The following is a 17,641-nucleotide window of genomic DNA, read 5'->3' as shown; positions in this document are numbered from 1 at the left end:
GGAAGTGGCGCTTGTGGTCAGGTGCCCTTGAAGGCGAGCACCGCCGTCGTGGTGTAGCTGGTTAGTGGAACTGGCCCTCTTCGGTGGAGCCGACCAGTGCCAGGGTGCTGCCGTTGGGGTTGAGGGCAGTGGAGATGGTGTCGAAGTAGCCGGTGCCCACTTCGCGCTGGTGCTTGGTTGCGGTGTAGCCGCGGTCTTCGGCGCCGAATTCGCGCTCCTGCAGGTCCACGTAGGCGCTCATCCCGTTGCGGGCGTAGCCGTGGGCCAGGTCGAACATCGAGTAGTTCAGGGCGTGGAAGCCGGCCAGGGTGATGAACTGGAAGGTGAAGCCCATCGCCCCGAGCTCGCGCTGGAACTTGGCGATCGTCGCATCGTCCAGGTGCTTCTTCCAGTTGAAGGACGGCGAGCAGTTGTAGGAGAGCATCTGGTCCGGGAACTCGGCCTTGACCGCCTCCGCGAACTTGCGGGCCAGCTCCAGGTCCGGGGTGCCGGTCTCCATCCAGATCAGGTCCGAGTACGGGGCGTAGGCCATGGCCCGGGCGATGCAGGGCTCAATCCCGTTGCGGACCTTGTAGAAGCCCTCCGGGGTGCGCTCGCCGGTGATGAACTCGGCGTCGCGCTCGTCCACGTCGGAGGTGATCAGCGTGGCCGCCTCGGCATCGGTGCGGGCAATGATGACCGACGGCGTGCCGGCCACGTCGGCAGCCAGCCGGGCCGCGTTCAGCGTGCGGATGTGCTGCGCGGTGGGGATCAGCACCTTGCCGCCCAGGTGGCCGCACTTCTTCTCGCTGGCCAGCTGGTCCTCCCAGTGCACGCCGGAGGCGCCGGCGGCGATCATTGACTTCATCAGCTCGTAGGCGTTCAGCGGGCCGCCGAAGCCGGCCTCGGCGTCGGCCACGATCGGCACCAGCCAGTCCTCAACGGTCTGGATGCCCTCGGAGAACTCGATCTGGTCGGCCCGCAGCAGCGCGTTGTTGATCCGGCGGACCACCTGCGGCACCGAGTTCGCCGGGTACAGCGACTGGTCCGGGTAGGTGTGGCCGGAGAGGTTGGCGTCGGCGGCCACCTGCCAGCCGGAGAGGTAGATGGCGCGCAGCCCGGCCTTGACCTGCTGCACCGCCTGGTTGCCGGTCAGGGCGCCGAGCGCGTTGGTGTAGCTGCCCTCGGCGGCCTCCTCGGTCAACTGCTTCCACAGCTTCTGCGCGCCGCGCTTGGCCAGCGTGTGCTCTTCCTGGACCCGGCCGCGGAGGCGGACGACATCCGCTGCGGTGTAGTCGCGAGTGATGCCCTCCCAGCGGGAATCGGCGGCCCACTCGAGCTCCAGTGCCTTGGCCGCTTCCTCAGCGTTCATCGGGGCCGGCTCAAATGATGCAGTCATTGCTGTCTCCTGTTCGGTGTCGGGTCCGGCGGGTTCCGATCTTCGGTGATCGGTCCGGGCCAAATCCTTCGTGAAACCGACTATTCCGCACTCTGCAACACGTAATCCATGGAAAATGCTGGAAAGATTTGCAGTTCTTCTCGTATTCTCAAGAAATGACAACCACCAGCTGGAATCGTCCCGCCAAGCACGACGGCGGTGCCTCCGCCGAGCCCGAAATCGACGTCATCAGCCTGGGCCGGCGGGTGCGGCACCTGCGTAAGGCCCAGGGCATGACCCTGGACGATCTCGGTGCCGCCGTCGGCGCCGCGCCCTCGCAGCTCTCGCTGATCGAGAACGGCAAGCGCGAGCCCAAGCTCGGAATGCTCCAGGCGCTCGGCAAGGCGCTGGGTGTGGGCATCGACCAGCTGCTCGGAGCCGAGCCGCCCAGCCGCCGGGCAGCGCTGGAAATCGAGCTGGAACGCTACCAGCGCGGGCCGCTGTACGAGTCGCTCGGACTGCCGAAAGTCCGCGTCAGCTCACGGCTTCCCCTGGACGTGCTGGAGTCCCTGGTCGGGCTGCAGCACGAGCTGGAACGCCGGCTGGACGAGCAGGCCGCCACCCCGGAAGAAGCCCGCCGGGCCAACACGGAGCTGCGGGCGGAAATGCGGGCCCGGAACAACCACTACGAGGACCTCGAGGCCCAGGCGCAGGAACTGCTCAAGGCGGTCGGTTTCAAGGGTGGCCCGCTGTCCCACCACGTGGCCGCGGACATCGCCGAACACCTCGGTTTCAGCCTGCAGTACGTCAACGACCTGCCGCATTCCACCCGGTCCGTGACGGATTTGAAGAACAACAGAATTTACCTGACCCAGGGGCACCGGTCCGAACACGACCCCCGGTCGGTGCTGCTGCAGGCCGTGGGCCATTACGTGCTGGGACACCAGACGCCCACGGACTACGCTGACTTCCTGCGCCAACGCGTGTACACCAACTACTTCGCCGCCGCCCTCCTGATGCCGGAGCATGCCACCGTTGACTTCCTGCAGAAGGCCAAGGCCGCCAAGGAACTGGCCATCGAGGACCTGCGCGACGCCTTCAGCGTCTCCTACGAGACCGCCGCCCACCGCTTCACCAACCTGGCCACCCACCACCTGGGCATCACCTGCCACTTCCAGAAGGTCCACGTCTCCGGCATCATCCACAAGGCCTACGAGAACGACGGCGTCAACTTCCCCGCAGACCACACCGGCGCCATCGAAGGCCAGCCAGTCTGCCGCCACTGGACCTCTCGGGCCGTGTTCGACGTGTCGGATAAGTTCCGCGCCTTCAACCAGTACACGGACACCAAGGCCGGCACCTTTTGGTGCACCGCCATCACTGAGCGGCACTCGTCGGGGGAGTACTCGCTCAGCATCGGCATCCCCTACAAGGAAGTGAAGTGGTTCCGCGGCCGCGACACCACCGAGCGCTCCGTCTCCAACTGCCCCGACGAATCCTGCTGCCGCCGCCCACCTGTCGACCTCGCCACCCAATGGGCCGGCCACGCCTGGCCCAGCGCCCGCGCCAACTCCCACTTACTCGCTGCCCTGCCACCCGGCGCTTTTCCTGGCGTCGACGAGACTGAGGTATACCAATTCCTCGCGTCTCATGCATAATGTCAGGGCGGTCCAAAGCCGGCGAAAGCTTTGGCGCAGTGGGCGCTGTTATTGGCTTTTCGATTCATGGACTAACCGGCTGGTCGGCAAAACCTGGCGAACGATGCAAGGCGATGCTCGCTGAGTCTATGCGAGCGGCCGGAAAGCGTGTGCTTTGATCGTCTTGCCAAAAACAGACCACGGATGGGGCTGGGCAGCAAGACGTGAACGCCTCGTCGCGACTTTGCAGAGTTTGCGCGACTTTTGAAAACGTACTCGCGACATAGTCGTGACTAGCCTAAGCCATCGGACCCCCGGCAGCCTAGAGCCGTCGGGACGTCCGAAAGTTACAGGGGTTAAGCGTGAGGCCTGAGGTTAGTTGGCGGTTCGCTCGATAGTTGGCGAAACGAGACTAATTAGTTGGCGAAGGCCGGCCTAGTTGGCGCAGTTCAGGATTGCGGATCTTGATTCGATGGGTTAGGCGACAGGTGGTCCGGCCCCGGGCACAATTTCGTCACCTTGGACAACTGGGTGATTAGATGTTCACTAGCCCCTCGCGCCACAGCTGCCTCGTGTGGGGTGTGTATTGGGGAGAGCAGCGGAGCAAGGAGTATATGGGTGTCAGCGGCGGCAACGGAGGAGACAACAGACACAGGCTTGAACGTCGCACCGGGCTCAATCGTCCATGTGCGGGACGAGGAATGGCTCGTCACCAGCGTCGAGCAGACCGGCGACGGTCTCCTCCTCAGGGTCCGCGGCCTCAGCGAGCTCGTCCGCGACACGACCGCGGCCTTCTACGAGAGCCTTGACAACATTCACGTGGTCGATCCGTCCAGAGCCATTCCCGTCGCGGACGCAAGCTTCAACTACCGCCGCGCAAGGCTTTGGCTTGAGTCCACCCTCCGTAAGACTCCCATCCCTCAAGACCACGATGGCCTCACCGTCTCGACGCGAATGCTCGCGGACAAGCTCGAGTACCAGCGCATCGCCGTCGCCCGGGCGTTGGACCCAAGCAACGTCCGCCCCCGGATCCTCATCGCGGATGCCGTAGGCCTCGGCAAGACCCTCGAGATCGGCATGGTCCTCAGTGAGCTCGCCCGCCGGGGAAGAGCCGAACGCGTCCTCATCGTCACTCCACGGCACGTCCTGGAGCAGATGCAGCACGAGCTCTGGTGCCGCTTCGCCCTCCCGTTCGTGCGACTCGATTCGGCCGGCATCCAGAAGGTTCGCCAAACCCTCCCGGCCACGCGAAACCCCTTCACCTACTTCAAGCGTGCCATCATCTCGATCGACACTCTCAAGTCCGCCCGCTACAAGGCGCACCTGCAGAAGATCCGCTGGGACGCCGTCGTGATCGACGAGTCCCACAACCTCACCAACGCCGGCACCCTCAACAACGAGCTCGCCCGCATCCTGGCCCCCAACACCGAGGCCCTCATCCTCGCCTCGGCCACCCCGCACAACGGCAAGCAGGAATCATTCGCCGAGCTTATCCGCCTCCTCGACCCCACCGCGGTCCGCCCGGACGGCAGCTTCGAGGCGAAGGACATCCAGCGCCTCATCATCCGCCGCCACCGCCACAGCCCCGAGGTGGCCAACGAGGTCGGCGCCAACTGGGCGGAACGCCTCGACCCGGATAACCGCCTCATCCCCGCGAGCCCCGCGGAAGACGCCGTCGCCGAGGAGATCGCCGATACCTGGCTCTACCCCCAGAGCGGCTCGAGCCCGTACTCCGGCGCCACCAGCTCGCTCTTCCCCTGGACCCTCGCCAAGGCTTTCCTCTCGAGCCCGGCAGCCCTGCTCGAAACCGTCAAGGAGCGCCTGCGCAAGGTCGCAGACCCCAGGCTCCCCGCCGAGCATAAGGAGCACGAGGCCCTCCAGAACCTCAAAGAACTCACGGAAGCCTCCCTCACCAAGGAATCCGCCAAGTACCAGGAGCTCACCCGGTACCTCAAGCACATCGGCGTCGGCCCCAAGTCGGACCTGCGCGCCGTCGTCTTCGCCGAGCGCGTCCCCACCCTCCTGTGGCTCCAGAAGCACCTGCCCAAGGACCTGGGCCTCAAGCCGGAGAACGTCCGCATCCTCCACGGAGGGCTAAGCGACGTCGAGCAGCAGGAGATCGTCGAGAGCTTCAAACAGGAGGCCTCGCCCATCCGCGTCCTCGTGACCGGCGACGTCGCCTCCGAGGGCGTGAACTTGCACAGCCAGTGCCACCACCTCATCCACTTCGACATCCCGTGGTCGCTCATCCGCATCGAGCAGCGCAACGGACGCATCGACCGTTACGGCCAGAAGAAGAGCCCCCAGATCACCACACTCCTCCTGCACCCTAACCACGAGAAGTTTGCTGGCGATCTCAGGGTCCTCACCCGCCTCATGGAACGCGAGCAGGAGGCCCACGGCGCCCTCAACGACGTCGGCTCCCTCATGGGCCAGCACAGCGTCAAGGCCGAGGAGGACGCGATCCTGGAGGTCCTCGCCGGCAAGAAGTTCGAGGATCAAGTGGTGCGCACCGTGGAGGACGTCCTCGACCCGGGCCACACCGAGGGCGGCCTCTTCGACGATTTCGACAGCTTCTTCGAGCAGCTCACCGCGGACGACGGCGCCGGCGTGCCCCGCGTCCCGACCGACGCCGGCGCCGGGCTCTACTCGAGCGAACTCGAGTACCTCGACGACGCCCTCCACGAGGCGTTTGACAACCACCCCGAGGAACCGCCCGCGAACGGCGCCGGGGGAGGAGTGAGCTGGAAGGTCTACACCCAGCACCAGGTCGCCGAGCTCGAGCCGCCGCGCGACCTTCAGCAGCGGCTTGCGCACCTGCCGCAGGGCTACCTCGCCGACCGCAAGGTCACCGAGAAGCTCAAGCTCGCCACCAGCCTGGACAAGGGCCAGCACGAGCTCGACGCCGCCAAGAACGCCATCCCCGCCAAGGGGGAGAAGGCCACAACGTGGCCCGAGGCGCACTTCCTCGGCCCGCTGCACCCCGTCCTCGAATGGGCCAGCGACAGGGCCCTCGCCTCCATGGCGGGCAACGAGGTCCCCGTGGTCCGCGCCGACGTCGAGGAGCCCAGCGTCCTGCTCATGGGCACACTCATGAACCGCCGCGGACAGGTCATCTCCCAGGCCTTCTTCGCCACGCAGGGCGGCGAGCTGTGCATCCCCGAGCAGATCGGCAGCCTCGCCGACTACCTCCGCGAGGTCGGTTTCACGGAGAAGTCCAGGAACTCTGGCCCGGTCGCAAACGCTGCGGCCTACCAGCCGTACATCGTCCGCGCCGTCAAGAACACCAACGGCTCGCTCGACATCACGTTCAACGCGGCCGTACAGGCCGCCGACCAGCGGCTGGATGAATGGCACAGCCGAGCTGACGCGTGGAGCGAGATCAACGGCCAAACCCACATGCCTGGGCTGAGCGCAAGCCGTTTGAAGGACAACCGCGCGAGAGTAGCCCAGGAACAGGAGATCGTCTCCTCCCTTGCCCCGGACCGCCGCCTTGTGCGGCCGCTTCTCATCGTCGTCCCCCTCAACACCCCCGCGGAAGGAGAGCGCTGAGATGCCCTCGTTCGATTCGTTCGTCGTCGGCGAGGACTTCGTCAGCGAGCACTTCTTCACCACGGACACCACCAAGGCTGGCGAGTCCTTCCAGTCCGACGTGCTCAAGCTCCGCAAGCAGTGGGACGAGACATCCAAAGAGGGGCACGAGTCGCCGCTGGACCGGTTCCGCAAGGCCCGCGGCCAGCTGCAGATCGACCTCGGCGCCCTAGGCGAGGAGCCGGAAAGCGCTCCGCGCGTCTGCCGCGAGCTGCGCGAAGCCCTTGGCTTCCATGGCCCGAGCACGACGTTCAAGGCCGAGCGCAGCGGCGCCGAGCTGCTCGCTCACAACGTCTGGTCCACCCCCAACAATGACGTCCTCTTCCTCGAGGCCCAGCCCGCCGATTCGCTCGAGGACGCCCTTGCCAAGGACCGCGGAGACCTCCTCCAGAAGCCGCTCGTGGACGACAAGGAGGCGAACTACTCGGCCGGCAAGCTCATTTCCGAGCTCTACCAGACCGACGAGGCTCCCCAGTTCATCGTCCTCATGGCCGGCCGCTGGCTCGTTCTCACCGAGCGAGAGCGGTGGCCCGAGGGACGATACTTGGCAACGGACGCGCTGCTCGCCGTCGAACGCAACGACACCAAGCGCGGGGGTGAGCTGGACCGCTTCCTCGCCGTTTTCGGGCGGGACTCGCTCCACCCGGACGCGAGCGAGCAGATTTGGTGGAACGGCGTCATCGAGTCCTCGATCAAGCACACCGTGGGCGTCTCGAAGGACCTCCGTGAGGGCATCCGTCTCTCCATCGAAATCATCGCCAACGACGTCCTGGCCCGCCGCACGGCTGTCAGGATGTCGAACGACTGCGTGGACGGCCAGTCGCTCGCACGCCAGTCCTTGCGGTTCCTCTACCGGATCCTGTTCCTCCTGTACGCAGAGGCGTCGCCGGAGATGGGCGTCATTCCGGTGGGCGACGAGCAGTACGACCAGGGCTACGGCCTGGACCGTATCCGCGAACTCGTCCTGAACCCGATCACCTCTGAGAAGGCCAAGCGCGGCACCCACCTCTACGACTCCCTCCACCTCCTTTTTACCCTCGTGAACAGGGGCCACCGGCCCGCGGACGCCGACGACGCGCTCACCTTCGAGAACCTCGAGGCGGACCTCTTCTCCCCGGCCGCTACGCAGGACATTGACAAGGTCAAGCTCGGCAACGCCCCGCTCCAGAAGGTCCTCGAGCACCTCCTGTTGAGCAAGGAGGCTCGCGGCAAGGACCGCGGCTTCATCTCTTACGCCGAGCTCGGCGTCAACCAGCTCGGCGCCGTATACGAGGGCCTCATGTCGTACACGGGCTTCATCGCGCAAGAGGACCTCCACGAGGTCGCGAAGGACGGTGACTCGTCCAAGGGATCCTGGGTCGTCCCGGTGACCCGGTCCGCCGAGATCGAGGCCAAGCACTTCGTTATGACCCAGGATGAGTTCACCGGACAGCCGAAGCCGGTCCTCCACGAGAAAGGCACCTTCGTCTTCCGCCTCGCCGGCCGCGAACGGCAGCAGTCGGCCTCCTACTACACGCCCGAAGTCCTGACGAAGTTCGTCGTCTCGCAGGCCCTCGAGGAGCTCCTCGACCAGGACGGCACGACGACGCCGGCGGACGACATCCTCAAGCTCACCGTCTGCGAGCCCGCCCTCGGCTCCGGTGCGTTCGCCATCGAGGCCGTGCGACAGCTCGCCGCCGAGTACCTCGAGCGGAAGCAGAAGGAGTTGGACGTCCGGATTCCGGCCGACGAGTACCCGCTCGAGCTACAGAAGGTAAAGGCGCAGATCGCCCTGCACCAGGTGCACGGTGTGGACCTGAACGCGACGGCGGTCGAGCTCGCCGAAGTCTCCCTGTGGCTCGATACGATGGTCGCCGGCCTGCAAGCTCCCTGGTTCGGCCTACACCTGCGCCGCGGCAACTCGCTCATCGGTGCCCGACGCGCAACCTATTCGGTGGCGGAGGTCAAGGACAAGTCGTGGCTCACCTCGACTCCGCAGGACGCTCCCGTCACCGGGCTGGTCGCCGCCCTGGCAGACGACGCCGACGACCCCGCCGTGGTCGGCCGGATCCACCACTTCCTCTTGCCGGCCATGGGCTGGGGCGCGGCGTCGGACGCCAAGGAAGTCAAGGATCTCGCGGGCGATGCCCAGAAAGGGCTCAGGGTTTGGCGCAAATCGGTTCGGCTGAAACCCACGAAGCAGCAGATCGATCGCCTCCGCAACCTCTCCCGTCGCGTCGAGGCGCTCTGGAAGCTAACGCTTCGCCGCCTGGAGATCGCCGAGGCGAAGTCCCGTCGGGACATCGACTACTTTGGCAAGGCTACTGCTCACGCAATTGAGCCTCTCGAAACTGCATCTGTCTCTCGGGCAGAGATCGAGACATTCCTCGCCGACCCCAACAATTCCTACCGCCGTCTGCGGCTCGTAATGGATGCCTGGAACGCCCTATGGTTCTGGCCGTTGACGGAGCGGGCAACCCAGGGGTCCAAGCCCCCGACCATGGACGAGTGGCTCGATGCCTTGGAAGGTGTCCTCGGTACACCGGCGGGTGCTGGTCCTGACGTGCGGAAGTACGGGCACACGGCCGGGCAGACGACGGCCATGTCGCAGGCCTCGTGGGCCGAACTCGACACACTCGAGTCCTTCGACGCCGCACTCTCCAATGTCCGCGAAGTTGCCGCGGTTCTGAACGACCACAGCTGGCTTGAGACCTGCCAGCGGCTCGCTGCCGATAACGGCTTCTTCCACTGGGAACTGGACGTTGCCCCGGTCTTCGGACGGGGTGGGTTCGATCTACAAGTTGGGAATCCTCCATGGCGGAGGACGATTGTGGACGAGTCTGCGCTTCTGGCAGAGGGTGATCCTTGGTGGCAGCTTAGAGATAAATCTTCCCAGGTGGAGCTGCTTCAGAAGAGAAGTCAGACGCTCGCACTTCCGGGCATTGAAGATTTCTACACCGAAGCCGCATCCCACCCCGTGGTAATGTCGGAATTCCTGTCTGACATCACAAATTATCCACTACTGGCGGGTAGCCAGACTGACCTCTATCGGTGCTTCATGTCCGAAAATTGGCGCATAAGCAGGGTGCGAGGAGTCGTTGCCTTAATACATCTCGAGACCCATTTCACTGATGAAAGGGCGGATCTTCTTCGAGCCGAGACATATCGGAGGTTGCGACGGCACTTCCAGTTCATAAATGAACTCGGTCTATTTGAGATCCAGAATCAGAAGCGCTTTGGCGTGAACATTTATTCAAGCGCGAGGGACCGTGTTTCATTCCTGAATGCGAGTAGCCTATATCATCCCGACACGGCCTCTGCTTCTTTCAGGCACGATGGCGCAGGGCCTGAGCCTGGGATAAAAAATGCTGAAGGAAGCTGGGATCAGCGTCCTCACTCGTCACGAATCATTCATGTTGATGACGGGCGCCTTGAGGAATGGTGCGAGGTTCTTGAGTTCGACGGGCCAAGCATCCGGGTCCCAATGCTGTATGCGGCGAGCAAGTCCATCTACCGAGTACTCGAGAATCTCTCTCAACGCTCCCGCATGGGGGCTGTGAGTCCGTTATTCTCAGCGGGTTGGCATGAGCGCGAGGATCGGAAGAAGGGCACCATTGATGTTCGGTGGGGGCGGCCAGACGACTGGGGCGAAGTCATCGTTCAAGGCCCACACTTCTATCTGGCTAACCCCTTCTACAAGACGCCTAATAAGACCATGAAACATCAGCGCGATTGGACGTCGCTTGACGTATCTCAATTGGATTCATCGGAAATTCCTATCACCTGTTGGAAGCCCATGGTTTCGAACGCAGAATTCCGTAAGCGCTACGGCTCTTGGGTGGTCGGCCAAAAACCCGCTTCCCCAATGGACTATTATCGTATCGCTTGGAGGAGTATGGCTCCTAACACGGGTGAACGTACATTTGTCCCGTCTATTATCCCGCCTGGTGCAACCCATCTAGGAACAGTTCAGGCTGTCGGGGTTCCGCATGAAGACGCTGGAACCCTGGCGCTCATGGCAGCGTTCGCAAGTTCCATCCTCGCGGATTTCATGATTCGCTCTTCTCCAAAGTCCCACATTCTCCCCGGAGTATTCTCTAGGTTGCCATTCGAACGTCACTTCGGGCTGGCTCCAGAAATGATTGACCGCGTTCTTCGATTAAACTGCTTGACGGTGGCGTACTCTGGATTGTGGAATGATTGTATTTCCCAAAATTCCACCGCCGTGGTACCGGTAGGGGAAGCGGTGGGACGGTCTGGAGTGGCCGTGGATGCGCGGTCCGGCGATGGAGGATGGGTACCCGGCTGTGCCTTGACCAACGATGCACTCCGGAGGCTAGCTGAGATTGAGCTGGATGTTCTTTCGGCGCTGGCCTTGAACGTATCGATCGATGAACTATGCACGATTTATCGCACACAATTTCCGGTCCTTTATGGGTACGAAGCAGCCAAGATGTTTGATGTACACGGGAGACAGCTTCCCTCCCAGCTCGCCAGGGAACTTCGTAGACGGATGGGCGATGACGTGGGATTGACGTCTACACGGACTCATCCGCAGAGCGGGGCCGAGTACCTGTTTGAGTTCCCGTTCGTCTCGTACGACCGGGAAGAGGACATGCGCAAGGCTTATGCTTACTTCGAGAAGCTGCTGGCGGAGAAGGACTGATGGCGGTCCTCCTCCCCACGCATCAGGTCGAGGATCTTCAGACCGGGCTGATTGACTATCTGTCTACAACGTTTGCATTAACTGATCGGGACGCGCGGACCGGTTTGCAGGGCTTCCTTAAGGACTCGGACGACGGGATCTTCAAGGGGCCGTTCGTTCGGTTGCGGCTGCCTTTTGAACCTGCCGCCGACGGGTGGCGGGACAGCCTTGACTGGTATAAGGGGTTCGTGCCTTACGGGCATCAGGCCCGTGCGTTCGAGCGGCTGAGCTCGAAGCCAGATGTGGTTTCGACAAGCTCTCCCACCGTGGCGGATACGGTTTCAACCGGCACCTTCCGCCGACCGGAGCCCACACTGGTCACCACCGGCACGGGCTCCGGTAAGACCGAGTCCTTCGTGTACCCGATCATCGACCACGTGCTTCGGGCCAAGGCCGCGGGCATCACCGGCATGAAGGCGCTCATCCTCTACCCGATGAACGCCCTTGCGAATGACCAGGCTCAGCGCCTGGCCCGCCTGCTCGCCGAAAACCCCGAGCTCGGCGGCATCACGGCGGGCATCTACACAGGCCAGAAGGACGGGCAGAAGCGAACTAAGGTCTCGGCCGCCGGGCTCATCAACACCCGCGAGATCTTCCGCAGCGAGGCGCCGGACATCCTCCTGACTAACTACAAGATGTTGGACATGCTCCTGCTCCGCAGCGAGGACGCATCGATCTGGGAGCAGTCGGCCACGTCGCTCCAGTACGTGGTCCTCGACGAGTTCCACACCTACGACGGCGCCCAGGGCACCGACGTCGCCATGCTCCTCCGCCGCCTCGGCCTCGCCCTCAAGAGCTACTGGCCAGACGACCTCGGCACCGTCCCTCACGGGCCCACTGAAGAAGACCGGACACGTTCGCTCGGCCGCATCACCCCCGTCGCCACCTCGGCCACACTCGGCGCCAAGGGCGAATCGGAGCCCATGCTCCGTTTCGCCGAGACCGTCTTCGGCGAGGCCTTCCCCGACGACGCGGTCGTCACAGAGTCCCGCCTCAGCATTGAGACATGGTGCAAGGACTTCGACGTCGAACCAGTTACGGAGATGGCCCGGATCGCCGCTGGAATCGAAGACACCACAAAGGGCATCGAAGCGGCGCTCGGCGCGGGCGCTGACGACCCAAACGCCGTCATCGTCGAGCGCGCCTCGCAGCTCCTCTTCGGCGGGCAGCCCGCGGACCTGCTTGACGCCCTCCGCCGCCACCCACTCACCCGCGCCGTCCTGGAACAGGCGGGCGACGCCGTCGGGCTCGCCGACCTTGCCAAGCGCGTCCTCGGCGAGTTCAACATTTCGGGCGGGCCGCGCCGTCGTGCGACGCTCGCCGAGCGGCACACTGAGTTTATGGCCCACTTTCTGGCCCTGCTCAGCCACGTCCGGTCGGTCCCCGAGCCCAACCGTGACGCCATCTCCGTTGAGGCCCACCTCTGGGTCCGCGAGCTCTCCCGCCTCGACAAGTCTGTGGATGGCGAGCACCACTACCGCTGGGGGGATGACGGCCCCCACACCGACCAGACTCTCTACCTCCCCGCGCTCTACTGCCGCCACTGCGGTCGCTCCGGCTGGGGCGCCGTGCTCGGCCCCACCGGAACGGACCTCGAGAACGACGACTCTAAGATCCGCCGCGAGCAGGCCACCGGCAACCCCCGCTTCCGTGCGCTCATCCACGCCGCCAACGAGGACGCCCTCCGCGCCGAGAAGGGCGAGATCGCCGACAGCCTCGTCTGGCTCGACACCGTCAACCGCGTCATCCTCCACGACCCGCCCGCCGAGGACACCGCCGAGGCGCACGAGAGCCGCATCGTTCCCGTCCTCATGCTCCGCGGCCAGGACGCCGACGATGACTCCAAGCGCGAGGTCTGCCCCGCCTGCCAGACCGACGACGCCATCCGCTTCCTCGGCAGCGCCATCGCCACCATGCTCTCGGTGAGCATCTCCAATCTCTTCGGAGCCGACGGTCTCGATGCCGGCGAGAAGAAGTCCCTCGTCTTCACCGACAGCGTCCAGGACGCCGCCCACCGCGCCGGCTTTGTGCAGGCCCGTTCGCACATCCTCACCCTTCGTTCCGCCTTCCGCCGCGCCCTCGAGGTTGCAGCGCCGGGCGGGGGAGCGGCCACCCTCCAGCAGCTCGTGGACGCTGCCCTCACCGACGCCACGACGCCGGTCCGCAAGTACCAGCTCATCGCCCCGGACTACGCCGACCGGCCGCAGTTCCGCGCCTACTGGGACCCGGAGGCAACCGCCCAGGAGCGGCTGCGCGCCTCCCGGAATGCGGCCAAGCGGGTCCTCTTCGACGCTTCCCTCGAGTTCGGCCTGCAGGCCCGCCTCGGCCGCACGCTCGAGCTGACCGGCAGTATCGTCGCCGAGGTCGACGCCGGGTCGCCCGCCGCGATGCTCTCTGCCGCCCGCGCCGCACTGGAGGCGATGCCCGGCGCCCTTGGCGTCGAAGACCAGCTCACGGACGACGGTGCGCTGCTCGCCTGGGTGCGCGGCGTCGCCGAACGCGTCCGCACACGAGGCGGAATCCGCCACCAGTGGCTCAACGACTACATGGTCGAGGCGGGGGAGAAAGCCCAGCGTTGGAAGGTGTGGGGCGGACGGCGCCGCAGCGAGGGGATGCCCGCCTTCCCCGCAGGCCGATCGAAGCCTGCGTTCCCTCGGCTTGGCGGCGGCGAGTCCGGCCACATGGACGCGATTGCGCAGGCCCAGAGCTGGTACACGAGCTGGACGGCGGCCTGCCTGAACATTCCCAAGGCCGACGCGACGTTCGTGGCCAAGGCGCTGTTTGGGCAGCTCGCCGGCCAGGGGGTGCTCGAGACCGTGCAGGCCAAGGACGGCGCCACAATCTACGCTCTCCCGTCCGACCGGATCCTCCTGCAGGCACCGGCCGGGGTGGACCTAGGTGCGGGCCGCCACTTCCTGGCGTGCTCGGTGTGCCGGGCGGTCACGCCGGGCTCCGCGACCGTTGTCGACCAGCTTGACGGCGGGCATTGCCTGTACGTGCGATGCCCGGGTCGGCTCACGCGGCAGCCGGAGGAGCAGAACTTCTACCTCAAGCTGTATGCGACACGTGAGCCCAAGCGCGTGGTCGCGAAGGAGCATACGTCGCTGCTGCCCGATGACGAGCGGGTGCGCGTCGAAAACGAGTTCAAAGCATCGGTGCAGACGCCGCAGTCACCCAACGTTTTGGTCGCGACGCCGACGCTCGAGATGGGCATCGACATTGGCGACCTCTCCTGCGTCATGCTCGCCTCGCTCCCCACGTCAGTGGCCTCGTACCTGCAGCGTGTGGGCCGCGCCGGCCGCCTGACGGGCAATTCGCTCATCCTCGCCTACGCCCGCGGACGCGGCGAGCACCTGCCCAAGCTCCACGACCCGCTGTCCGTGATCAACGGGCAGGTCCGGCCGCCGGCCACGTTCCTCGACGCCGAGGAGATCCTGCAGCGGCAGTACCTCGCCCACCTCGTGGACCGCTTCGCGCGCGACGCCGGCCGCCCGCACCCCCGCAAGGCGGCGGGCGCGCTCGGAGGAGACGGGCCCGGAACCTTCCTTGGGGACCTCATCGCGGTGGCGCACTTGAAAGCGGATGAGTACCTCGGGCAGTTCCTCGGCCAGTTCGGCCGGCTGCTCGCCCAGGCGAGCGTGGCCCGGTTGCGGGAATGGGCTACGCCGCGTGTAAACGGATCGAGCGAGCTCGCCGAGCACGTGGTCCGGGCGGCACGGCTGTGGGCCGACGACTGCGACGAGCTCAAGGCCCGCATCGACGACATCGAGAAGACGCTGCCCGAGCTGACGGCCCGAGCGGAGTCCAACGCTGCGACCGACGAGGACAAGCGGGCGCCCAAAGCCGCGGCAGCCACGCAGAAGATGCTGCGCGGGCAGCTCTTCGCCCTCCGGGGCGAGTACTGGATCTCCGTGCTCGAGAAGTACGGGCTCCTGCCGAACTACACGCTCTTGGACGATTCGGTGAACCTCGACATCGGGGTCACGTGGCAGGAGGTCGAGACCCAGGACTACGTCACCGAGACCATCTCGCTCCAGCGCGGTGCCGCCATCGCAATCAATGAGCTCGCACCCGGCGCGACGTTTTACTCCCGCGGCCTGGAGGTCAAGATCGACGCTGTCGACCTTGGCCCGCAGCAGAGCCACATCCAGCGCTGGCAGGCTTGCCCTGACTGCGGGTGGATTCACACCGACGTCGCCGGCTCTGGGGCAGTCAAGGCATGCGGCCGCTGCAAGCTCGGCGGCATCGCGGACGTGAGCCAGCAGTTCGACGTCGTGGTCATGAAGAACGTCTCTGCCGAGGTGCGCCGCGACGAGGTGGCCATCGGCGACCGCAGTGACCAGCGGGTCAAAGAGCGCTTCAATACGGTGCTCGCGGCGGACATTGACCCCAAACACGTCACCAAGGAGTGGTTCCTCGAGGACTTCGAGTTCGGCGCCAAATACGCCAACCGGGTTCAGCTGCGGTGGCTTAACCTTGGACGTGCCTCGGCCAATGCGCCGTCGCGCACCATCGCGGGCAACGAATCGAAGGCACCGCTGTTCCGGGTCTGCTCGTACTGCGGGAAGCTCGATTCTTCCGCACGGGCGAACAATCCCGAGGAGCACCGCTTCTGGTGCAAGTACCGAAAGTCGAGTGACGAGCACGCGGCCGGGGTGGCCCTGGCCCGGGTCCTCTCCACGCAGGGAGTAGCCCTCCGTCTCCCGGCGGGACGGGTCACAGGTGATGACTTCGCCCTGCCGAGCCTGACCGCTGCACTGCTCCTCGGCCTGCGCGAGGTGATCGGAGGTTCCCCCGACCACATCACGGCCGTGCCGGTTAACGAGCCTGCCGACGGTGGGTCCGTCGTCTCGCTGCTCTTGCACGACAAGGTTCCCGGCGGCACTGGCTACCTTGCAGAGTTTGCCGAGCCGGAGAAGGTCTGGAACCTCCTGCACGCCGCGTGGGACGTAGTGCGGAACTGCGAGTGCCGGGACGAAAACCGGCTGGCCTGCCACCGCTGCCTGCTGCCCTTCGCGCCGCCGTGGCAGGTTGAGAAAGTGGCCCGCGTGACTGCCGAGCGGCTCCTGCGCAGCATCCTCGCCGGCCGGGACGGGACGCCGGACGACGACGGCCCTGCCTTCACAGCGTGGAAGGTCACGAAGGTGCCGCCCCCGGCTCCGGCGCTTGAATCGCATCTCGAGGTCAAGTTCCGCAACGCTCTTGAGGGCCGGCTCTCCGCGGCAGGCGCCCATATCAAGGTCACTCCGGGCCTGCGCGCGGACAAGATCGAGTTCCGGCTGCCCGGTGCCAAGCACCTGTGGTGGCTCGAGCCGCAGGTCGACATCCGAGGCACGCGGCCGGACTTCGTCCTCTCTACAGCGGACCCGAACATTCCTAAAATCGCGATCTACACGGACGGCTACGTGTTCCACGCGTCGCCGGAGCACAACCGTGTGGGCGACGACGCCGCCAAGCGAGAGGCCCTGCGGACCGCCGGCGTGGTGCCGTGGGCCGTGACGTGGGAGGACATCGAGGCGTTCTCCGGGGAACGGGCGGCCGTCCCGCCGCCGTGGTTCACGGACAAGGCGGCGAACCTCGTGCAGGGCGGGAAGAAGCCGCTCAAACCTGCATTGGTGCGCGCGATCCAGGCAGATGCCGTGAGCCAACTGTGGCAGTGGATCCGGGAGCCGCACGTGGACGCATGGGCCGATCTCTCCGACGCCGTTCCCATGCTCATGATGGGCAAGTCCCAGGTGTTCGGGGGATCAATTGCGGGACTGCCCGAGTTCGTCCAGACGAACCTGGATGACGCAGGCAAGACCCCCGCGTTTGGTCCCGGACGAGCCTGGATGTACTCAGCGGGCCCCCTGCGATGTGCCGCGAACCTGGCCTCGCCCGATCTGGCGAGCGCCGCCGTCGTGCTGCTGCTCGACGGGCGCGACGAGGCCGTGGTACAGGCGGACTACAAAGCTTCCTGGCGGGAATGGCTGCGCCTGAGCAACCTCTTAGGGTTCAAGCGTTTGCCGCCCGTCATCGGCGCCGTGACCGTGACGCATCCGCAGGCGCAGATACTCGTGGAGCCCGGCGCGCCGGGGGCGCATGTTCCGCCGCAGTGGCAGGAGTTGATGGAGTACGCGACGGCCGCCGAGAAGGAAGCGTTGCGAGTGCTCGCCGAAGTGGACGGCCTGCCGCTGCCGGAGCTCGGCTATGAAATCGAAGACGGTACTCCGCTCGACATCGCGTGGCCCGACCACGGCGTGGTCCTTGCAGTCAGCCCGGACGGGCGCGGCGGGCTTCCGGCCGGCTGGAAGCGGGTTGCCCTTAATCTCACTGAGATCCAGATGGCGCTGGGGATGAAGGAAAACGGCTGAGGCCGCACCCGGGGCATGT

At 65.4% G+C, this 17,641-nt stretch carries 5 protein-coding genes; 4 read left to right on the top strand and 1 reads right to left on the bottom strand.

Annotated features, from left to right (window positions below):
* Positions 1-61: 61 nt before the first annotated feature.
* Entirely contained in the window at positions 62-1,378 is a 1,317-nt protein-coding gene (aceA, locus tag AC5RUK_RS10185) for an isocitrate lyase (protein ID WP_494152106.1), read from the bottom strand.
* 128 nt (positions 1,379-1,506) lie between these two features.
* Here aceA and AC5RUK_RS10180 point away from each other — a divergent pair, with 128 nt between their 5' ends.
* From AC5RUK_RS10180 to AC5RUK_RS10165, 4 genes are all read left to right on the top strand, one after another.
* Positions 1,507-3,015: a helix-turn-helix domain-containing protein gene (locus AC5RUK_RS10180; protein WP_494152105.1), complete on the top strand. Its 1,509-nt coding sequence runs from the start codon at positions 1,507-1,509 to the stop codon at positions 3,013-3,015.
* Between the two features lie 597 nt (positions 3,016-3,612).
* Positions 3,613-6,546: a helicase-related protein gene (locus AC5RUK_RS10175; protein ID WP_494152104.1), complete on the top strand. Its 2,934-nt coding sequence runs from the start codon at positions 3,613-3,615 to the stop codon at positions 6,544-6,546.
* 1 nt (position 6,547) lies between these two features.
* Complete coding sequence (locus tag AC5RUK_RS10170) at positions 6,548-11,230, top strand: Eco57I restriction-modification methylase domain-containing protein (protein ID WP_494152103.1); 4,683 nt, start codon at positions 6,548-6,550, stop codon at positions 11,228-11,230.
* Complete coding sequence (locus AC5RUK_RS10165; protein WP_494152102.1) at positions 11,230-17,622, top strand: DEAD/DEAH box helicase; 6,393 nt, start codon at positions 11,230-11,232, stop codon at positions 17,620-17,622. The genes AC5RUK_RS10170 and AC5RUK_RS10165 overlap by 1 nt, the downstream gene beginning before the upstream one ends.
* The last annotated feature ends 19 nt before the right edge of the window (positions 17,623-17,641 follow it).

It is taken from the genome of Arthrobacter sp. Y3223065 (assembly GCF_059090885.1).
Note: the sequence above shows the minus strand (reverse complement) of the source record. Positions and strands in the feature narration are given on the sequence as shown.

Coding starts and splice junctions, on each gene's coding strand:
- AC5RUK_RS10165 (WP_494152102.1), top strand. CDS start 11,230: ATGGCGGTCCTCCTCCCCACGCATCAGGTCGAGGATCTTCAGACCGGG.
- aceA (WP_494152106.1), bottom strand. CDS start 1,378: ATGACTGCATCATTTGAGCCGGCCCCGATGAACGCTGAGGAAGCGGCC.
- AC5RUK_RS10170 (WP_494152103.1), top strand. CDS start 6,548: ATGCCCTCGTTCGATTCGTTCGTCGTCGGCGAGGACTTCGTCAGCGAG.